This is a genomic window from Pantoea sp. UBA5923 (assembly GCF_002431095.1).
Taxonomy (GTDB): domain Bacteria; phylum Pseudomonadota; class Gammaproteobacteria; order Enterobacterales; family Enterobacteriaceae; genus Pantoea; species Pantoea piersonii.
On sequence record NZ_DJDN01000066.1, the window covers coordinates 13,926 to 33,953 of the forward strand.

The 20,028-nt window shown below is 58.3% G+C and carries 14 protein-coding genes; 4 read left to right on the top strand and 10 right to left on the bottom strand.

Annotated elements, in window-relative coordinates; translation table 11 throughout:
* Nucleotides 1-7 precede the first annotated feature (7 nt).
* Both carB and B3797_RS15200 read left to right on the top strand, forming a co-directional pair.
* Nucleotides 8-3,232 (top strand): carbamoyl-phosphate synthase large subunit, encoded by a 3,225-nt coding sequence (gene carB, locus B3797_RS15195; protein ID WP_311791514.1) that lies wholly within the window; start codon nucleotides 8-10, stop codon nucleotides 3,230-3,232.
* 238 nt (nucleotides 3,233-3,470) lie between these two features.
* Nucleotides 3,471-4,610, top strand: a complete 1,140-nt coding sequence (locus B3797_RS15200; RefSeq protein ID WP_120455658.1) for a porin — start codon at nucleotides 3,471-3,473, stop codon at nucleotides 4,608-4,610.
* Nucleotides 4,611-4,651: 41 nt separating this feature from the next.
* Here the strand turns inward: B3797_RS15200 and B3797_RS15205 are convergent, their stop codons facing one another.
* A complete protein-coding gene (locus B3797_RS15205) occupies nucleotides 4,652-5,029 on the bottom strand; it encodes a DUF805 domain-containing protein (protein ID WP_311791515.1) in 378 nt (125 codons plus the stop codon).
* 261 nt (nucleotides 5,030-5,290) lie between these two features.
* Between B3797_RS15205 and folA the strand changes: the two genes are divergently transcribed.
* Nucleotides 5,291-5,770 (top strand): type 3 dihydrofolate reductase, encoded by a 480-nt coding sequence (gene folA / locus B3797_RS15210; protein ID WP_120455661.1) that lies wholly within the window; start codon nucleotides 5,291-5,293, stop codon nucleotides 5,768-5,770.
* A gap of 111 nt (nucleotides 5,771-5,881) precedes the next feature.
* Here folA and apaH read toward each other — a convergent pair whose 3' ends face one another.
* From apaH to lptD, 6 genes are read right to left on the bottom strand one after another with little or no spacing between them, the layout of a single operon-like run.
* Complete coding sequence (gene apaH / locus B3797_RS15215) at nucleotides 5,882-6,736, bottom strand: bis(5'-nucleosyl)-tetraphosphatase (symmetrical) ApaH (RefSeq protein ID WP_311783118.1); 855 nt, start codon at nucleotides 6,734-6,736, stop codon at nucleotides 5,882-5,884.
* 58 nt (nucleotides 6,737-6,794) lie between these two features.
* Nucleotides 6,795-7,172 carry a Co2+/Mg2+ efflux protein ApaG gene (gene apaG, locus B3797_RS15220; RefSeq protein ID WP_120455664.1) on the bottom strand — a complete coding sequence of 126 codons (378 nt, stop codon included), beginning with the start codon at nucleotides 7,170-7,172 and terminating at the stop codon, nucleotides 6,795-6,797.
* A 3-nt stretch (nucleotides 7,173-7,175) separates the two neighbouring features.
* Nucleotides 7,176-7,997, bottom strand: a complete 822-nt coding sequence (gene rsmA / locus B3797_RS15225; RefSeq protein ID WP_311783117.1) for a 16S rRNA (adenine(1518)-N(6)/adenine(1519)-N(6))-dimethyltransferase RsmA — start codon at nucleotides 7,995-7,997, stop codon at nucleotides 7,176-7,178.
* Nucleotides 7,990-8,982: a 4-hydroxythreonine-4-phosphate dehydrogenase PdxA gene (gene pdxA, locus B3797_RS15230; RefSeq protein ID WP_311783346.1), complete on the bottom strand. Its 993-nt coding sequence runs from the start codon at nucleotides 8,980-8,982 to the stop codon at nucleotides 7,990-7,992. Before pdxA ends, rsmA begins: the two co-directional genes overlap by 8 nt.
* Nucleotides 8,972-10,267 carry a peptidylprolyl isomerase SurA gene (gene surA, locus B3797_RS15235; protein ID WP_311791516.1) on the bottom strand — a complete coding sequence of 432 codons (1,296 nt, stop codon included), beginning with the start codon at nucleotides 10,265-10,267 and terminating at the stop codon, nucleotides 8,972-8,974. The genes pdxA and surA overlap by 11 nt, the downstream gene beginning before the upstream one ends.
* 55 nt (nucleotides 10,268-10,322) lie before the next feature.
* Entirely contained in the window at nucleotides 10,323-12,701 is a 2,379-nt protein-coding gene (gene lptD / locus B3797_RS15240) for an LPS assembly protein LptD (RefSeq protein WP_311791517.1), read from the bottom strand.
* Nucleotides 12,702-12,883: 182 nt separating this feature from the next.
* Between lptD and djlA the strand changes: the two genes are divergently transcribed.
* Nucleotides 12,884-13,684 (top strand): co-chaperone DjlA, encoded by an 801-nt coding sequence (gene djlA / locus B3797_RS15245; protein WP_311783114.1) that lies wholly within the window; start codon nucleotides 12,884-12,886, stop codon nucleotides 13,682-13,684.
* A gap of 14 nt (nucleotides 13,685-13,698) precedes the next feature.
* On the opposite strand, the gene rluA is transcribed toward djlA, so the two are convergent.
* From rluA to polB, 3 genes are all read right to left on the bottom strand, one after another.
* Nucleotides 13,699-14,358 carry a bifunctional tRNA pseudouridine(32) synthase/23S rRNA pseudouridine(746) synthase RluA gene (rluA, locus tag B3797_RS15250; protein ID WP_311791546.1) on the bottom strand — a complete coding sequence of 220 codons (660 nt, stop codon included), beginning with the start codon at nucleotides 14,356-14,358 and terminating at the stop codon, nucleotides 13,699-13,701.
* A gap of 162 nt (nucleotides 14,359-14,520) precedes the next feature.
* Nucleotides 14,521-17,427: an RNA polymerase-associated protein RapA gene (gene rapA / locus B3797_RS15255; protein WP_311783113.1), complete on the bottom strand. Its 2,907-nt coding sequence runs from the start codon at nucleotides 17,425-17,427 to the stop codon at nucleotides 14,521-14,523.
* 156 nt (nucleotides 17,428-17,583) lie between these two features.
* A complete protein-coding gene (gene polB, locus B3797_RS15260) occupies nucleotides 17,584-19,944 on the bottom strand; it encodes a DNA polymerase II (RefSeq protein WP_311791518.1) in 2,361 nt (786 codons plus the stop codon).
* Between the last annotated feature and the right edge of the window lie 84 nt (nucleotides 19,945-20,028).

Genomic DNA, 20,028 nt, shown 5'->3' on the forward strand with positions numbered 1-20,028 from the left:
CCCGAAGATGCCAAAACGTACTGATATAAAATCCATCCTGATCCTTGGCGCTGGCCCAATCGTCATCGGCCAGGCCTGTGAATTTGACTACTCTGGCGCGCAGGCATGTAAGGCGCTGCGCGAAGAGGGCTACCGCGTTATTCTGGTGAACTCCAACCCGGCGACCATTATGACCGACCCGGAAATGGCCGATGCGACCTATATTGAGCCGATTCACTGGGAAGTCGTGCGCAAAATTATTGAAAAAGAGCGCCCGGACGCAGTGTTGCCGACCATGGGCGGCCAGACCGCGCTGAACTGCGCGCTTGAGCTGGAGCGTCAGGGCGTGCTGGAAGAGTTCGGCGTGACCATGATTGGCGCGACGGCGGACGCAATCGACAAGGCGGAAGATCGGCAGCGCTTCGATAAGGCGATGAAAGCTATCGGCCTGGAAACCGCGCGGTCAGGTATCGCCCATACCATGGAAGAGGCGCTAAAGGTCGCTGAAGATGTCGGCTTCCCGTGTATTATCCGTCCCTCTTTCACCATGGGCGGCACCGGCGGCGGCATCGCCTACAACCGCGAAGAGTTTGAAGAGATTTGCGAGCGCGGTCTGGATCTCTCGCCTACTAATGAGCTGCTGATCGATGAGTCGCTGATTGGCTGGAAAGAGTATGAAATGGAAGTGGTGCGCGACAAGAACGACAACTGCATCATTGTCTGCTCTATCGAAAACTTCGACGCCATGGGTATTCACACCGGCGACTCCATTACCGTCGCGCCGGCGCAGACGCTGACCGATAAAGAGTACCAGATCATGCGTAACGCCTCGCTGGCGGTACTGCGTGAAATCGGCGTAGAAACCGGCGGCTCCAACGTGCAGTTCTCGGTTAACCCGAAGAACGGCCGTTTGATCGTTATCGAAATGAACCCGCGCGTCTCGCGCTCCTCGGCGCTCGCCTCTAAAGCAACCGGCTTCCCGATTGCCAAAGTCGCGGCCAAGCTGGCGGTCGGCTTCACGCTTGACGAGCTGATGAACGATATCACCGGCGGTCTGACGCCAGCGTCGTTCGAACCCTCTATCGACTACGTCGTGACGAAGATTCCGCGCTTTAACTTTGAGAAATTCGCTGGCGCTAACGACCGTCTGACTACGCAGATGAAGTCAGTGGGCGAGGTGATGGCGATTGGCCGTACCTTCCAGGAGTCGATGCAGAAAGCGCTGCGCGGTCTGGAAGTGGGCGCAAACGGCTTTGACCCGAAAGTGCACCTTGATGACGCCGACGCGCTGACCCGCATTCGCCGCGAGCTGAAGGACGCTGGCGCCGAGCGTATCTGGTACATCGCCGATGCGTTCCGGGCCGGGATGTCGGTCGACGGCGTATTCAATCTGACCAATATCGATCGCTGGTTCCTGGTGCAAATCGAGGAGCTGGTGCGTCTGGAAGAGCAGGTGGCGCGCGAAGGCGTCAACAGCCTGAGCCAGCCGTTCCTGCGCGCGCTGAAGCGTAAAGGCTTCGCCGATGCGCGACTGGCGGCGCTGGCAGGCGTCTCGGAAGGCGAGATCCGCAAGCTGCGTCAGCAGTACAATCTGCATCCGGTTTACAAGCGTGTAGATACCTGTGCGGCGGAGTTCGCGACCGATACCGCCTATATGTACTCTACCTATGAAGAGGAGTGCGAGGCGAACCCCAACCAGGACCGCGACAAGATTATGGTGCTGGGCGGCGGGCCTAACCGTATCGGCCAGGGCATTGAGTTCGACTACTGCTGCGTGCATGCCGCGCTGGCGCTGCGCGAAGATGGGTTCGAAACCATTATGGTGAACTGCAACCCTGAAACCGTTTCAACCGACTATGACACCTCTGACCGTCTCTACTTTGAGCCGGTAACGCTGGAAGACGTGCTGGAAATCGTGCGCATTGAGCAGCCGAAAGGCGTGATCGTGCAGTACGGCGGCCAGACGCCGCTGAAGCTGGCGCGCGCGCTGGAAGCGGCGGGCGTGCCGGTCATCGGCACCAGCCCGGACGCTATCGACCGCGCTGAAGATCGCGAGCGCTTCCAGCAGGCGGTCGATCGCCTGAACCTGAAGCAGCCGGCCAACGCCACCGTCACCACGCTGGAGCAGGCCGTTGAGAAAGCGGCCAGCATCGGCTATCCGCTGGTGGTGCGTCCTTCTTATGTGCTGGGCGGCCGCGCGATGGAGATCGTCTACGACGAGATCGACCTCAAGCGCTACTTCCAGACCGCCGTCTCCGTTTCCAACGACGCGCCGGTGCTGCTGGACCGCTTCCTGGATGACGCAGTGGAAGTCGACGTAGACGCCATTTGCGACGGTGAGCGCGTACTGATTGGCGGCATCATGGAGCACATTGAGCAGGCGGGCGTGCACTCAGGTGACTCCGCCTGTTCGCTGCCGGCCTACACGCTGAGCGAAGAGATTCAGAATGTCATGCGCCAGCAGGTTGAGCGTCTGGCCTTTGAGCTCAACGTGCGCGGCCTGATGAACGTACAGTTCGCGGTGAAGGACAACGAGGTTTACCTGATTGAGGTCAACCCACGCGCCGCGCGTACCGTACCGTTCGTCTCCAAAGCCACCGGCGTACCGCTGGCGAAAGTGGCGGCGCGCGTAATGGCGGGCAAAACGCTGGCCGAGCAGGGCGTGACGAAAGAGGTGATTCCGCCCTATTACTCAGTGAAAGAGGTGGTGCTGCCGTTCAACAAATTCCAGGGCGTGGATCCGATTCTCGGCCCGGAAATGCGTTCCACCGGCGAAGTGATGGGCGTTGGACGTACCTTTGCCGAAGCCTTCTCTAAAGCGATGCTGGGTGCGCAGAGCAATATGAAGAAGAGCGGCCGCGCGCTGCTGTCGGTACGCGAAGGTGACAAGAAGCGCATCGTCGATCTGGCGGCCAAGCTGCTGAAGTTCGGCTTTGAACTGGATGCGACCCACGGTACGGCGGTGGTGCTGGGCGAAGCGGGTATCAATCCTCGCCTGGTAAATAAGGTGCATGAAGGGCGACCGCATATTCAGGATCGCCTGAAGAACGGCGAATATACCTATATCGTTAACACGACCGCTGGTCGCCAGGCGATTGAAGACTCGCGCGTTATTCGTCGCAGCGCGCTGCAGTATAAAGTGCACTACGACACCACGCTGAATGGCGGCTTCGCCACGGCGATGTCGCTCAATGCGGACCCAACGGAAAAAGTTATTTCTGTTCAGGAAATGCACGCGCTCATTAACGGTTAATTTCCGTTCATAATTAAACGGCCCAAAAGGGCCGTTTTTTTTATTTTTTTATCATCAAATCTGATAATAAATAACTATAAACGATTAAAGTTTTGCTTATTTGTCTTAAGGCTTAGCGAGGAGTGCTATTGCTGATATTTTCAGATAAAACCGCACAAAATTATAAAGCGAAAGCGCATCGGCTCAGCGTAATATTTCGCCGCCCATTCTTCCGGGCCAATCAGGGACCTATAAAAAAATGAAAATGCGTGCTTTCACACTAAGCGCTATTGCTGCGTTAATGGCGGCTGCGCCATTTGCCAGCCAGGCTGAAATTACTCTTCTTAAACAAGATCCGCAGGCAGGCGATCCGCTGAGCCGTCTGAACTTCACCGTAGGCGGCAGTATTCGTCCGCAGTTTGAACATCAGACCGGCGTCAACGACAAATCTTACAAACGTAATGGCTTCGACGGCGGTACGCGTTTCCGCTTCGCCGCTGATTATTATCTGTTCGATGATATTAGCTGGGCCAGCTATTACGAAGTGGGCGTTAATATTCCCGCCGTATTTGACTGGGATAACCATTATAAAGATGGCGCCAACGATACCACGCGTCGCCAGCTCTATACCGGTCTGAAAAGCAAAACCTGGGGCGAGATCTATTTCGGCCAGCAGAACAGCGTCTTCTATGACGTAGTGGGCGCGAAGACCGATATCTGGGACTACGACATGAAAGGCCAGGCGCCGGGTAACGGCATCAACGGCGACTATGACGGCTCCTACCGCTCGCGCAAACAGCTGAAGTATAAAAACACCTTCGGCGCGGTCGATCTCTACGCTTCTTACCTGTTCAGCGACAACGAATATCTGCCGGGCAACGGCCTGCGCTACAAGCGCAAAGGCGGCGGCTCGCTGGGCGTGGATTACCACATCACGGATGACCTGACCTGGGGCACCGCGTGGAACTATACCCGCGCCACGATGCGTAATCCGCGCAACGGCGATGACGGCGACTACAACCAGAATATCTACGGCACCGCATTAAGCTGGAAGCCGGGCAACTGGACGCTCTCTGCGGGCGGCGGCTGGTATCAGAACTTCCTGTTGACCAAGCGCAGCAATGTTAACGACTACTTCGCCGACGACGCGTGGGGTCTGGAATACTTCGCTGGCTATAAAATTCCGGTCAAGCAGTACGGCCTGAAAGCCGTTCAGCCTTACGTAATGGGCGATCGTCTGGAGTATGTGAACGGCCGCAACTACCAGCGCATCGACAACGGTCTGGGTGTGACCCTGTTCCTCGACTACGGCTTCCGCGTCGACTACGAACACGTCTTTACCTCCAGCACCGACAACCTGGGCGATATCAACGTGGTACGTCTGCGTTACGATTTCTAATCGTCTAAAGCGTAAAACGGCTCCTCAGGGAGCCGTTTTTTTTACTGGGCCGGTGTCGTCTCATCCAGCGGATCGGGCCCAAAGCGGTTTGGGCCGACTGTGCCGCGCAGGCAGAAGTAAATCAGCAGCAGCAGCGTTCCCAGCAGGGGAATAAGCATAATCAGCAGCCACCAGCCGGAGCGATCGAGATCGTGCAGGCGGCGCACTCCGACGGCAACAGAAGGGATCAGAAGCACAACGGAATACACCAGCGAAAGCAGACCCTGGTCAGAAAAAACCTTTAGTCCGAGCAGTTCGTCTACCGCGCTGCATGCCAGCGAAAACAGCGTGCTGAATAAGAAAAATAGCCAGAATGTTTTACGAGGGCAGCGACCATTAACCACCGCATACATTTTCAGAACTGTCAGATAGTGGTGCACTTCATTTTCCTTTGTTGATGAAACCTGAGCTGCGGTTTCCGTTACGTTAAGCTGAAACGCGCTATTCCTGCCCTTGTGCCAGGTAACCTATTTTATCTGGCGGCTTAGGGTACTGCACAGGTAAAAAGCGGTGTAAAACTCTGTGGAGTAATAAAAACGTGGAGGCAAAAGCGCTTTACGTAATTAGACTCTTCCCGCTATCGACGAAAGTTTCGCCTTTACGTATGATGGCGCCAATTTTTTATCTGTGAGTCTTTTAACATGATTAGTCTGATCGCGGCATTAGCAGCGGATCGCGTCATTGGTATGGAAGGTGCCATGCCGTGGAACCTGCCTGCAGATTTGGCGTGGTTTAAACGTAACACCTTAAACAAGCCGGTGATTATGGGTCGTCTGACCTTTGAATCAATCGGTCGTCCGCTACCGGGACGTCTCAATATTGTGGTCAGCCGTCAGCCGGGCACTGCGGAAGGCGTCACCTGGGTCACCTCACTGGATGAGGCGATTAAAGCGGCTGGCGACGTGCCGGAGATTATGGTGATTGGCGGTGGGCGTATTTATGAGCAGATGCTGAAGCGCGCCGATCGTCTTTACCTCACGCATATCGATGCGGAAGTAGAAGGGGATACGCAGTTCCCGGATTACGAGCCGGATGAGTGGCAGTCGACCTTTAGCGAGTTTCACGACGCCGACGAGCAGAACTCGCATAGCTACTGCTTCGAAATCCTTGAGCGTCGCTAACAGCCGGCAGGGTTAAGAGAGGGGCGGCTCTGTGATTGCGCCCTGTTTAATCGGCCCCAAATGCGCCATTCCACGCCTTGTCTCTGACAAGGCGTTTTCTTTTGCGCGCCGTCAGGCGGACTGCTGCGGCGGGACGCTGTCGGTTGCCGACGGCTGGCGGTTCGATACCTGCGTATAGTAGCGCTGGCTCTCCCAGTGCAGCAGGGTCAGCACGCCGCCCCAGCAGCAGCCGGTATCCAGCCCGATCACGCCGCGCGGCGTGCCTTTGCCCTCCAGCGAAGCCCAGTGGCCGAAGATCTGGGTGTAATCGTCCGGCAGCTTGCCTGGGATAGTGAACCAGGGTTTCAGCGGCGGCGGCGCGGAGTCCGGCGCCTCTTTGCAAATCATATCGAGCTGGCCGTTGGGAAAGCAGAAGCGCATGCGCGTCAGCGCGTTGGCGGAGAAACGCAGGCGCGCCAGGCCGCTCAGTTCCGGCGTCCAGTTATTAGGCATATCGCCATACATGGCATCCAGGAACAGCGGGTAGCTGTCGCTGGAGAGCACCGCTTCCAGCTCGCGCGCGCAGGCTTTAGCGGTTTCTAAATCCCACTGCGGCGTAATACCGGCGTGCGCCATAACCAGCTTTTTCTCTTCATCCACCTGCAGCAGCGGCTGACGGCGAAGCCAGTTGATCAGCTCGTCGGCATCTTCCGCTTCCAGCAGCGGCGTCAGGCGATCTTTAGGCTTGTTGCGGCTGATGCCGGCAAACACCGCCAGCAGATGCAAATCGTGATTGCCCAGCACGATACGCACACTCTGGCCCAGCGATTTTACGTAGCGCAGCACTTCTAGCGAGCCAGGGCCGCGCGCGACCAGATCGCCGGTCAGCCACAGCGTATCCTGTTCAGGCGTAAAGTCGACTTGCTTCAGCAGGGCGCGCAGCTCATCGTAACAACCGTGAACGTCGCCAATCAGATATGTGCTCATAGAAAATAATCCGCAATAAAAAACTGCGCCCGGCAGAGCCGGGCGAAGCGTGAAAAGATCAGTGTATATGGGTTTCTACAGCGAGGCGAAACACCGGGATGTCGATGTTAAAGGTTTCTCCTTCTTCATCCTGCATCACATAGTGTCCCTGCATGGTGCCCATCGGCGTTTCGATAATGGCCCCGCTGGTATACTGAAATTCGCTACCGGGCGCGATCACAGGCTGTTCGCCCACCACACCTTCGCCCTGAACTTCAGTTTCGCGCCCGTTGCCGTTAGTGATTAGCCAGTAGCGGCCCAGCAGCTGCACGGCGTTGCGGCCCAGATTGCGGATGGTAATGGTATAGGCAAAGACGAAGCGCTCCTCTTCCGGCGAAGACTGGGAAGCGATATAGAGACTTTGTACCTGAACAGACATCCGGGCCGATTCACTCATGCATTACTCCAGCGGTTCAACTTGATGTGTCGCCAGCCAGTTGGCTAACTGACAATATTGCGCCACCGACACGTTTTCCGCACGTAAACCTGCATCGATGCCCAGCTCATCCAGCGCGCCGGCGTCAAACAGGTAGCCGAGGCTATTGCGCAGGGTTTTGCGGCGCTTGCCGAAGGCCTCGGTAGTTATGCGGCTCAGTACGCGAATATTACTTACCGGATGCGGCGGCTCCGCATACGGCACCAGGCGCACCACGGCCGAATCCACTTTAGGCGGCGGCGTAAACGAGTGCGGCGGTACTTCAAGCACCGGAATAACCTGGCAATAGTATTGCGCCATCACGCTGAGGCGGCCGTAGGCCTTGCTGCCCGGGCCTGCGACGAGGCGGTTAACCACCTCTTTCTGCAGCATGAAGTGCATATCTTTGATCGAACCAGTATAGCTGAAAAGGTGAAACATCAGCGGGGTCGAAATATTGTAAGGCAGGTTGCCAAATACGCGCAGCGGCTGGCCTTTTTCCTTCGCCAGCGCGGCGAAATCAAAAGTCATCGCATCCTGCTGATAGATCGTCAGCTTGGGGCCGAGAAACGGATGGGTCTGCAGACGCGCAGCCAAATCACGGTCCAGCTCGACCACCGTTAAGGCGTCGAGACGTTCGCCGACCGGTTCCGTCAGCGCGCCGAGGCCAGGGCCAATCTCCACCAGCGCTTCGCTGCGCTGCGGATGAATGGCGGAGACAATGCTATCGATAATGTACTGATCGTTCAGGAAGTTCTGCCCGAAACGTTTACGGGCGTAGTGCCCCTGATGGACGCGATTATTCATTACTGCTCTTGATCATAGTGATGGCGAGGTTAAGCGCCGTAATAAAGCTGCCCGGCTCCGCCTGACCCAGTCCGGCCAGCTCAAGCGCAGTGCCGTGGTCAACGGAGGTACGGATAAAGGGCAGGCCAAGCGTGATATTCACCGCGCGGCCGAACCCCTGAAATTTTAGCACCGGCAAACCCTGATCGTGATACATCGCCAGCACCGCATCGGCGTGCTGTAAATATTTTGGCTGGAACAGGGTATCGGCCGGAAGCGGCCCGGTCAGATGAATACCCTGTTCGCGCAGGGAGTCGAGCGCCGGGATAATAGTGTCGATCTCTTCGCGTCCCATATGTCCGCTCTCGCCCGCATGGGGATTAAGCCCACAGACAAAGATATGCGGCTGCGGGATAGCGAACTTCTGCTGCAGATCGCGATGCAGAATGGTAATGACTTCGCGCAGGCTGGCGTGGGTAATCGCCGCAGAGACATCTTTCAGTGGCAGATGCGTCGTCGCCAGCGCGACTCGCAGCTCTTCGGTCGCCAGCATCATCACCACGCGATGGCCGCCGGCGCGATCGGCGAAGAACTCGGTATGTCCGGTAAAAGGGATGCCCGCATCGTTAATCACCCCTTTATGCACCGGGCCGGTGATCAACGCGGCGAATTCGCCGTTCAGACAGCCGTCACAGGCGCGCGCCAGCGTCGCCAGCACGTAGGGACTGTTAGCGGCATCGAGTTTGCCCGGCGTAACCGGCTGAGCGAGCTCTACAGGCAGGATCGTAAGCGAGCCAGCCTGCTGCGGCTGCGGCGCAAGGCCGGGCTGATAGTCGCGCAGCGTCAGCGGCAAACCGAGCTGAGCGGCGCGTTCACGCAGCAGCTGTGGCGACGCGCATACGACCAGCTCAACTGGCCAGTTTTGCTGGGCCAGCTGAATGGTGAGATCGGGACCAATCCCGGCGGGCTCGCCGGGAGTGATCGCTACGCGATAGTTACTGGGCATTGCCATCCAGAATCTTCACGTAGGCGCTGGCGCGCTGTTCCTGCATCCAGGTTTGCGCTTCTTCAGCAAACTTGCGGTTGAACAGCAGGCGATAGGCGCGCTCTTTTTGCGCCGCATCGGTCTTGTCGACCTGACGGGTATCCAGCAGCTGAATCAGGTGCCAGCCGAAGGAGGAGTGAACCGGCTGGCTGGTCTGGCCTTTCTGCAGCTGCAGCAGGGCGTCGCGGAACGCCGGATCGAACGCTTCCGGCGAGGACCAGCCCAGATCGCCGCCCTGGTTGGCAGAGCCTGGATCGTCAGAGAACTGCTTGGCGGCAGCGGCGAAGCTGGTTTTACCGCTGCGGATATCCGCGGCGATCTCTTCCACTTTCGCGCGTGCCTGGGCGTCGGTCAGAATCGGCGACGGTTTGATCAGGATATGACGCGCGTGTACCTCAGTGACGGAGATATTTTTGCTCTCGCCGCGCAGGTCGTTAACCTTCAGAATATGGAAGCCGACGCCGGAGCGGATTGGGCCGACAATATCGCCTTTCTTGGCGGTCGACAGCGCCTGGGCGAACAGGGTCGGCAGCTCTTCAATCTTGCCCCAGCCCATGTTGCCGCCTTTCAGCGCCTGCGGATCGGCAGAGTAGGTCACGGCCAGCTTGCCGAAATCCGCGCCGCCTTTCAGCTCGCCTACCAGCTGTTTAGCCAGCGCTTCCTGATCGTCTACCTGCTGCTGCGACGGGTTTTCCGGCAGCGGCAGCAGGATCTGGCTGACGTTCAGCTCGGTGCCCTGGGCATTCTGTGCGCCGACCTGAGTAGCCAGCGTATCGACTTCCTGCGGCAGGATAGTAACGCGACGACGCACTTCATTGTTGCGCACTTCGGCGATCAGCATCTCTTTACGGATCTGTCCGCGGTAGTCGCTGTAGTTAACGCCGTCATAGGCCAGGCGGCTGCGCAGCTGGTCGAGGCTCATATGGTTCTGCGCGGCGATATTGCTGATTGCCTGGTCGAGTTGCTGATCGTTGATCTGCAGGCCCGCTTTTTCACCCATCTGCAGGATGATGTTGTCCATGATCTGACGTTCAAGGATCTGATGACGTAATGTCTTGTCGTCCGGCAACTGCTGACCGGCCTGTTGCGCCTGCGCTTTTACGGTGCGCAGCATATTGTCTACGTCACTCTCCAGAACGACGCCGTTATTCACAACGGCAGCGACTTTATCAACCACTTGTGGTGCTGCGAACGCGGTGTTGGCGGCTACCGCCACACCCAGAATCAGCATTCTCCAGTTCTTCATACTTTTTCCATAGTTGTTTCCGCAGTGCGGGAATTACCAGTCAAACATCGCAACATCAGAAAGCGCGCTGATAAGGGATAATGCCCTGACGCAGCATCTGCTCGGTGCCTAAGCCATAACCAGAGCTTAAACCGCGCAGCTCAATGTTGAATGAGAGTTGGTTGTCATACTTACTGTCGTTGTTTTCCCAACCGTTGATCTTACGTTCGTAACCGACGCGGATCGCGTAGCAGCAGGAGCTGTACTGCAGGCCAACCAGCTGCGAAGCGGGTTTGCTGTTGCGCGTATCGTAGTAGTACGCGCCGACCACTGACCAGGCGTCCGCGATGGGCCAGCTGGCGGTGCCGCCGACCTGGGAAATCCCGTTTTTATAGATCGGGTTGTTCACCAGGCTGGAGTTGTTCAGCGCGGTCGCCACATACTCCGGACTGCTGTAGCGATAGCTCAGCTGCACAACGCGGTCGGCGTCGCGACGATACTCCAGTACGGTATTGCCCTGCGCGACGTTATCGAGACGGGTATCGTACTGCAGCCCGCCGCGCAACGCCCAGCGATCGCTGACTTTCCAGTAGGTGTCGCCGGCCCAAATCAGGCTGCCGGTGTCATCTTCTTTGTTAGTCTGGTTTACGCCGGTACGTGAAGGGGTAAACGAGTAGATTTGACCCACAGAAACGTTAAAACGTTCAACCAGATCCTGATCATAAATACGCGAGGTCACGCCGGTCGACACTTCGTTGGCAGAGGCGATGCGATCCAGACCGCTATAGGTGCGGTCGCGGAACAGGCCGGTATAGTCAGTCTGCAGCAGCGTCGAGTCGTATGGATAGATATCGCTCTGGTTGCGGTATGGAATATAGAGATACTGAACGCGCGGCTCGAGCGTCTGGGTATAGCCTTCCGCCCAGTCCATATCGCGATCGAATACCAGTCGGCCATCGACCTTGAACTGCGGCAGGGTGCGGTTCACCGAGCTTTTCAGCTGGCCGCTCTGGCTGTTTTCGTTGTTCGCCAGATTCGCGTTGTAGTAATCCAGCGAATCCTGCTGGTAGTGCGTCGCCAGAAACTTCGCTTCGGTATCCAGACTCGCCCAGCCGTTGGAGAGTGGCAGATTAAGCGTCGGTTCGATATGCAGACGGGTCGCTTCTGGATAGTCGTTGTTAACGTTGGTGAACTTCACCGCCTGCGCATAGATACGACCGTCGAACGGACCCATATCGTTCTGGTAGAAGTTCAGATCCAGCTGCGGCTGCGCGCGATAGACGTTGTTACTGCTGGTGTCGCCGAAGACCTGGAAATCACGACTGGAGAGCGTGGCGTCCCAGTTGGTGTCGGCGTAGCCGAAGCTGAATTTCTGCGTCGCGTAGCCGTCGGTCGAACTGTAATATTTCGAGTCGAGATCGTTGAAGTAGTAGGGATCGCTGACTTTGGTGTAGTCGGCGTTAAAGCGCCAGTGCTGGTCATAGACGCCAGCGTGGCGCCAGTAGAAGAGCCAGCGGTCACTGCTTTTATCTTCCGCGATGCCGCGTACCGCTTTGTCTTTATCGTACTGGTCGTCCGACGGCAGATAGTCAAATTCCATCAGGCCGGCGCCGAACTGCGTCAGGTAGCGGAATTCGTTTTCCAGCTGCATGCCGCGCTTCGACATGTAGTGCGGCGTAATGGTGGCATCTGCCTGCGGCGCGATGTTCCAGTAGTAGGGCAGAATAAATTCAAACCCTTTGCTGCTGCCATATTTCGCGTTGGGGATCAGGAAGCCGGAGCGGCGGCGATCGCCAATCGGCAGCTGCATATAGGGGCTGTAGAAGACTGGCACAGAGCCTAACTTAAAGCGCGCGTTCCAGATCTCCGCCACTTCTTCCTGGCGATCCTGGATCACCTGCGATCCCACTACGCTCCAGCTGTTGTAGCCGGGCAGACAGGAGGTGAAGCTGCCGTTTTCCAGAATGGTGTAGCGATTATCGGCGCGCTGCTTCATTAGATCGGCGTCGCCGCGGCCCTGACGTCCCACCATCTGGTAGTTACCGTTCCAGACGTTGGTGTCTTTACTGTTCAGGTTGGACCAGGCTTTCGGACCTTTCAGGATGACCTGGTTGTCGTCATAGCGCACATTACCCAGCGCGTCGACGGTGCGTACCGGCGTGGTTTGCCCCTCTTGCTGGCGCTGATGCAGTTGCATTTCATCCGACTGCAGGCGGCTGTTGCCTTGCTGGACATCTACGTTTCCGGTGAATACCGCGTCGTCCGGATAGTTTCCCTTCGCCGCGTCGGAATGAATCGTGACCGGCAGCTGGTTCGTCTGGCCATTGACCAGCGGGCGATTATAGCTCGGCACGCCCAGCATACACTGCGACATAAGATCGTCGGCCAGAGCAGACTGACTGGATATCGCTGCGCCAATCATGGTGGCCAGCAGGGTAGGTAGTCGTTTATTCATACGCGGTATCGAGAATTCCATGAAAACTGGCATCATGCCGACAATCGGGTCAGAGACTAACGTACTGCCCGGCGTTGTGCCAGTGTTAATCCTTGTCTGTCCGCGTTGCCGTTAGGCGCTGGGGTAAATGACAGGTATGATAATGCAATTTTCAGCCGCAAGCATGGCGAATTGAGGAGTTTATGCGCTACTGGGGAAAAGTTATTGGGCTGGTGCTGGGGCTGCTTTCCGGCGCCGGTTTTTGGGGCATTGTGTTCGGCCTGCTGATTGGCCATTTGATCGATAAGGTTCGCAGCGCAAAAGGACAGGCCTGGTTCGCGAATAACCAAACCCGGCAGACGCTGTTTTTTCAGACCACTTTTCAGGTAATGGGCCATCTGACCAAATCGAAAGGGCGCGTTACCGAAGCCGATATTCAAATCGCTTCTTTATTAATGGATCGCATGCAGCTGCATGGCGAGGCACGTACCGCCGCGCAGCGCGCCTTCCGCGAAGGCAAGCAGGGCGACTATCCGTTACGCAGCAAACTGCGCGAGCTGCGCAGCGCCTGTTTCGGCCGCTTCGATCTGATTCGGATGTTTCTGGAAATTCAGATTCAGGCTGCCTTCGCCGACGGTTCGCTGCACCCGAACGAGCGGCAGGTGCTTTACGTCATTGCCGAAGAGCTGGGCATTTCGCGCATCCAGTTCGATCAGTTCCTGCGCATGATGGAGGGTGGCCAACAGTTTGGCGGCCAGGGCGGCGGTTATCAGCAGGCGCAGCGCGGGCCGACGCTGGAAGACGCCTGTAGCGTGCTGGGGGTCAAAAGCAGCGATGACGCCACCACCATTAAGCGCGCCTACCGCAAGCTGATGAGCGAGCATCATCCCGACAAGCTGGTGGCGAAAGGCCTGCCGCCAGAGATGATGGAGATGGCGAAACAGAAGGCGCAGGAGATTCAGGCGGCTTACGATCTGATTCGCCGCGAGAAAGGATTTAAGTAACCGCAGGCGCGAGGTTAAAAATCCGCTGGCTGGCGAAACGTCATGCTGTTGCCGAACGCCGGATGGGTAATAGTCAGCGACTCGGCATGCAGCAGCAGACGCGGCGCGCGCGCCTTCGCCTCAGGATGAGCGTAAAAGCCGTCGCCGAGAATAGGATGACCCAGCGCCAGCATATGCACGCGCAGCTGGTGCGAACGGCCGGTAATCGGCTTCAGCGCCACGCGCGCGCTGTTGTCGGCCAGATACTCCAGCACTTCATATTCGGTCTGCGCCGCTTTGCCGGTTTCAAAACAGACCTTCTGTTTTGGCCGGTTCGGCCAGTCGCAAATCAGTGGAAGATCCACCACGCCTTTTTCCGCAGCCGGATGACCCCAGACGCGCGCCACGTAGCGTTTAGAGGGTTCGCGCTCGCGAAACTGACGCTTCAGCTCACGCTCCGCCGTTTTGGTCAGCGCCACCGCAATCACGCCGCTGGTGGCCATATCGAGGCGATGCACTGACTCCGCCTGCGGGAAGTCGCGCTGAATGCGCGTCATTACGCTGTCTTTGTGCTCTTCCAGACGGCCAGGGACCGACAGCAGTCCGCTCGGCTTATTGACCACCATAATGTGCGCATCCTGATAAAGGATATGCAGCCAGGGCTCGCGTGGCGGATTGTAGGGTTCCATTTTTATATCTGCTTATAGATCAAAGAAAAGGGGCGAAATAGCCCCTGCGTATATTCTCACTTCGCCAGCGCGATGAGAGGGCGCGATCGCAATGTCGTTAAAGGCGCGTCCCGCCTCACTCTGATTCGGGACGCCTGCGCTTCGGTTCCTCTCCCCGACGGAGAGAGATTACTGATGCGTGACCACGATCAGGCGCAGCGCGTCGAGACGCCAGTTCGCCTGGCTCAGGCTTTCCAGCACCTGCTGACGGTTGCTCTCCAGCGCCTCAATCTCATCTTCACGGATATTCGGGTTGACCGCCTTCAGCGCTTCAAGACGCGACAGCTCCGCGCCCAGCCTCTCATCCGCTTCGGCACGCGCCGCGTCGATCAGGGTCTGCGCTTCCGCTACTACTTTCTCTTCAGCCTGCATCAGGATCGCGTGTACGTCCTGCTGCACCGCGTTGACCAGCTTGCTGCCAGTGTGGCGATTCACCGCATTAAGCTGACGGTTAAAGCTTTCAAACTCGACCTTGCCCGCCAGGTTAGTGCCGTTGCGATCCAGCAGCATGCGGATCGGCGTCGGCGGCAGAAAACGGGTCAGCTGCAGATGCTTCGGTGCCTGCGCTTCTACCACGTAGATCGTTTCGACCAGCAGCGTGCCTACCGGCAGCGCCTTGTTTTTCAGCAGCGACAGTGCGCAGCTGCCGGTGTCGCCGGAGAGGATCAGATCCAGACCGTTGCGGATCAGCGGATGCTCCCAGGTGATGAACTGGGTATCTTCGCGCGACAGCGCCTGGTCACGGTTAAAGGTGATGGTGCAGCCATCTTCCGGCAGGCCAGGGAAATCGGGCACCAGCATATGATCGGACGGCGTCAGCACGATCAGGTTATCGCTGCGATCCTCCTGATTGATACCGACGATATCGAACAGGTTGAGCGCGAAGTTCACCAGCTCGGTGTCATTGTCCTGCGCGGCGATCTCTGCTGCCAGCGCCTGTGCCGCTTCGCCGCCGTTGGAGTTGAGCTCCAGCAGACGGTCGCGCCCATGCTCCAGCTGCGACTTCAGCGACTCGTGCTGTTTGCGGCACTCGGCGATAAATTCATCCAGACCTTCGCTGTTTTCCGGCGCGGCAAGGAAGTTAATCAGCTGCTGATGAACGCTGTCGTAGATCGTACGGCCGGTCGGGCAGGTATGCTCGAACGCGTCGAGTCCTTCGTGATACCAGCGCAGCAATACCGCCTGAGCGGTCTTCTCCAGCCAGGGCACCATAATCTGAATGTCGTGCGCCTGACCGATACGATCGAGACGACCGATGCGCTGCTCCAGCAGATCCGGGTTAAACGGCAGATCGAACATTACCAGACGGCTAGAGAACTGGAAGTTACGCCCTTCAGAACCAATTTCCGAGCAGAGCAGCACCTGCGCGCCGTTCTCTTCCGAGGCGAACCAGGCGGCGGCGCGGTCGCGTTCGATAATCGACAACCCTTCGTGGAATACCGCGGCGCGGATGCCTTCGCGCTCGCGCAGCACCTGCTCCAGCTGTAGCGCGGTGGCCGCTTTGGCGCAGATCACCAGCACTTTCTCTTTGCGGTTGCTGGTCAGGTAGCCAAGCAGCCACTCGACGCGCGGGTCGAAGTTCCACCAGGTGCCGCTATCGCCTTCAAACTCCTGATAAATTTGCTCAGGGTAGAGCAGGTCGCGCGCGCGCTCTTCCGCGCTTTTGCGGGCGCCCATAATACCGGATACCTTGATGGCGGTCTGATACTGAGCGGGCAGCGGCAGACGGATCTGATGCAGCTCGCGTTTCGGGAAGCCCTTCACGCCGTTACGCGTGTTGCGGAACAGCACGCGGCTGGTGCCGTGGCGATCCATCAGCATAGAGATCAACTCTTTGCGCGCCTCGAGTTTGCCGTCGCGCTCGCTGTTGGCGACCTGCAGAAGCGGCTCAATATCCTCTTCGCCCACCAGATCGTTGATCATATTCATCTCATCCTGCGAGATGGCTTTATCAGCCAGCAGCGAGGAGACCGCGTCGGCAATCGGACGAAAATGCTGTTGTTCCTCGAGGAACTGCGCGAAGTCGTGGAAGCGGTCAGGGTCGAGCAGACGCAGACGCGCGAAGTGGCTCTCCATACCCAGCTGTTCCGGCGTCGCGGTCAGCAGCAGCACGCCGGGGATCTGTTCCGCCAGCTGTTCAATAACTGCATATTCGCGGCTCGGCTCCCCTTCGCTCCAGGCGAGATGGTGCGCTTCGTCGACCACCATCAGATCCCATTCAGCCTCCGCCAGCAGTTCAAGGCGCTGCTTGTTGCGACGAACGAAGTCGAGCGAGCAGATAATCAGCTGTTCGGTCTCAAAGGGGTTATCGCTGTCGTGCTGCGCCTCGGCGTAGCGATCGTCGTCAAACAGCGCGAAACGCAGGTTAAAGCGGCGCAGCATCTCTACCAGCCACTGGTGCTGCAGGGTTTCCGGCACGATGATCAAGACGCGATCGGCGCGTCCGGCCAGCAGCTGCTGCTGGATAATCATGCCGGCTTCAATGGTTTTGCCGAGGCCTACTTCGTCCGCCAGCAGCACGCGCGGCGCATGACGGCGGCCCACGTCGTGGGCGATATGCAGCTGATGCGGGATCAGGTTGGTGCGCATGCCGCGCAGGCCGCTGACCGGCAGGCGATACTGGGCGCTCTGATATTTGCGGGCGCGATAGCGCAGGGCGAAGCGGTCCATGCGGTCGAGCTGACCGGCGAACAGGCGATCCTGCGGTTTGCTGAACACCAGCTTGCTGTCGAGCATCACTTCTCGCAGCACCACCTCGCTTTCGTCAGTATCAAGACGCGTACCGATATAGGTCATCAGGTCATTTTCATTGCGTACTTCATCGACGCGCATTTGCCAGCCTTCGTGGCTGGTCACCGTATCGCCCGGATTAAAGATAACGCGAGTCACCGGGGAGTCGTTACGGGCATAGAGGCGATTTTCGCCCGTTGCCGGAAACAGCAGCGTAACCATGCGTGCGTCTGCCGCCACGACTGTGCCGAGTCCCAGTTCACTTTCCGTATCACTAATCCAGCGCTGACCTAATGTAAAAACCATATCTTTTTAGCTCGAATTTTTAAGGTGTTTTTGGTGATGTTTCCCCGCCACAGGCAATACCTTTTCCCCAGACAAAGAGAGGTCTGGTCAGGTTTTAAGAGCGGTGAGATGCAGGAAGGGCGCTATGGTACTGGAAGGCAGGCCGTTCGTCACCTGTCAAAAAAGCCCCAGCTGCCCAGTAATCAGTGTAGCAAAGTCGCCGTCGACGAAAGGCAAAATGCCGTCGGCCACCGGCTGTAGCTGCTTGCTGACGTAGTGATCGTAATCAAGCGGCGTGACGCGCGCCTCCAGGGGTTCAGGGCCTGCCGTGGCGATCACATAGCGGATCGAGCCGCCGTTCTGATACTGCAAAGGACGGTTCAGCTTGCGGTTCTGCTCATCTGCCAGCCGCGCGGCGCGCACGTGCGGCGGCACGTTGCGCTCATAGTCGGCCAGAGGACGGCGCAGCCGTTTTTTATAGATCAGCTGGTCATCCAGCTCGCCCGCCAGCAGCCGCGCCACCGTGTCGCGCACGTAATCCTGCCACGGCTCGCCGCGGAAGATACGGCCATAGAGCGCCTGCTGAAACTGCTGCGCCAGCGGCGTCCAGTCGGTGCGTACCGACTCCAGGCCTTTGAATACCAGCCGCTCCTGCGCGCCATCGCGGATCAGCCCGGCGTAACGCTTTTTGCTGCCCTGTTCGGCGCCGCGAATGGTCGGCATCAGGAAACGGCAGAAGTGGTTTTCATACTCCAGCTCCAGCGCGCTGGCGAGACCGTACTGCTGCTGCAGATGCTCACGCCACCACGCATTTATCTGCTGCGCCAGAGAACGGCCGATCGCTGCCGCCTCCGCTTCGCTGTGCGGCGATTTCAGCCAGACAAAGGTCGAATCGGTATCGCCGTAAATAACGTCGTAGCCCTGCGCCTCTATCAGTTCGCGCGTCTGCTGCATAATAAGGTGGCCGCGCAGCGTAATCGACGAGGCGAGACGAGGATCGAAGAAGCGACAGGCGCTGGTGCCGAGCACGCCGTAAAAGGCGTTCATAATAATTTTCAGCGCCTGCGACAGCGGCTTATTGCCCTGTTTTTTAGCCGCTTCGCGCCCCTGCCAGATCTGCTCGACGATAGCGGGCAGGCAGTGGGTGTGACGCGAAAAGCGCGCCTCGCGAAAGCCGGGCACTGAATCAGCGTCGTCCGGATGAGCCAGGCCTTCAACCAGCCCGACCGGATCGATCAGGAAGGTGCGGATAATCGACGGGTAGAGGCTTTTGTAATCCAGCACCAGCACCGAGTCGTAGAGGCCGGGGCGGGAGTCCATCACGTAGCCGCCGGGGCTCGCTTCCGGCGCGACTTCGCCGAGACCGGGTGCCACAAAGCCTGCGCGGTGCATACGCGGAATATAGAGATGGCTAAAAGCCGCCACCGATCCGCCGTGGCGATCCACCGCCAGGCCGTTGACCGCCGCGCGCTCCAGCAAAAACGGCATAATCTCGGTTTTATGGAAAATGCGCGTCACCAGCTCGCAGTCTTTCAGGTTGTAACGCGCCAGCGCCGGCTTATCGTTGGCGAAGCGCCAGTTGATCTCTTCCATGCGATGCCAGGGATTATCGATCGCTTTGCCTTCGCCCAGCAGCTGCTGCGACACCGCTTCCAGGCTGAATGAGGGAAAAGTCCAGAAGGCAGATTTCAGCGCCTCGATGCCGTCGATAATCAGGCGGCCAGCGGCGCTGGCAGAAAAGACGCCGGGCTTAAAACCGTGTTCGCGCCACTCCAGCGGCGCATTCTGGCGTCCCAGGCGCAGCGGGATGGCGTAGCGGTCGGCATGTTTCTGCAGGACACGCAGGTCGAACTGCACCAGGTTCCAGCCGATTATCACGTCGGGATCGTGCTGCGCAAACCAGGCGTTGAGCGCCTCCAGCAGCTGCGGGCGCGTATCGCAATAGATCAGCTCGAAATCGAGCGCGCTGGCGTCGCCGTTGGGCGGCCCCAGCATAAAAACCTGACGCTGGCCGCAGCCTTCAAGGCCGATGCAGTAGAGTTCGCCGTGTTGGGTGGTCTCGATATCCAGCGACACCCACTTAAGCGGCGGTCGGTAGTCGAGATGGGGCTTCAGGCGGCCATTGACCAGCGCGTCACCCTGCGGCTCGCCGCTGAACCAGACCGGCGCGGTGATAAAGCGCTCCATCAGAAAACGCTCCGGCGGCCGGATATCCGCCTCAAAGACCGGGATGCCCTGTTCGCGCAGCAGCTTCTCCAGCCGCTGCAGCTGACGGTGCTGGCGGCAATAGAGGCCGAATACCGGACGACGGCGGAAATCCTTTAGCTCCAGCGGCTGCAGGCGCACCTGACGTTCGTCGCGCAGCAGCGCTTCCACCTGCGGCTGATAGTCGCGCGGAATAAAGGCTACCGACTCCTGGACCGGCAATGCCAGACGCTGTGGGCCGTTGTCCGTCGCCAGCCAGAAAATGATTTCGGTGCCCTGAGCGCTGTCGCGCCAGTGGCGGGTAAGCAGGAATCCTGCGCGGGGCGTATTCACGTCGGCTCCAGAGGGGAAAAACAGCCAGAGTATAACATGGTTATTTATCCAGTGCGTGCGGCGCGCTTTTGTCAACATCGCCCT

What these genes read in the sequence shown, in the direction of transcription:
- carB (WP_311791514.1), top strand. Translation starts at nt 8, where the DNA reads ATGCCAAAACGTACTGATATAAAATCCATCCTGATCCTTGGCGCTGGC.
- B3797_RS15200 (WP_120455658.1), top strand. Translation starts at nt 3,471, where the DNA reads ATGAAAATGCGTGCTTTCACACTAAGCGCTATTGCTGCGTTAATGGCG.
- folA (WP_120455661.1), top strand. Translation starts at nt 5,291, where the DNA reads ATGATTAGTCTGATCGCGGCATTAGCAGCGGATCGCGTCATTGGTATG.
- apaH (WP_311783118.1), bottom strand. Translation starts at nt 6,736, where the DNA reads ATGAGCACATATCTGATTGGCGACGTTCACGGTTGTTACGATGAGCTG.
- apaG (WP_120455664.1), bottom strand. Translation starts at nt 7,172, where the DNA reads ATGAGTGAATCGGCCCGGATGTCTGTTCAGGTACAAAGTCTCTATATC.
- rsmA (WP_311783117.1), bottom strand. Translation starts at nt 7,997, where the DNA reads ATGAATAATCGCGTCCATCAGGGGCACTACGCCCGTAAACGTTTCGGG.
- pdxA (WP_311783346.1), bottom strand. Translation starts at nt 8,982, where the DNA reads ATGCCCAGTAACTATCGCGTAGCGATCACTCCCGGCGAGCCCGCCGGG.
- surA (WP_311791516.1), bottom strand. Translation starts at nt 10,267, where the DNA reads ATGAAGAACTGGAGAATGCTGATTCTGGGTGTGGCGGTAGCCGCCAAC.
- lptD (WP_311791517.1), bottom strand. Translation starts at nt 12,701, where the DNA reads ATGAATAAACGACTACCTACCCTGCTGGCCACCATGATTGGCGCAGCG.
- djlA (WP_311783114.1), top strand. Translation starts at nt 12,884, where the DNA reads ATGCGCTACTGGGGAAAAGTTATTGGGCTGGTGCTGGGGCTGCTTTCC.
- rapA (WP_311783113.1), bottom strand. Translation starts at nt 17,427, where the DNA reads ATGGTTTTTACATTAGGTCAGCGCTGGATTAGTGATACGGAAAGTGAA.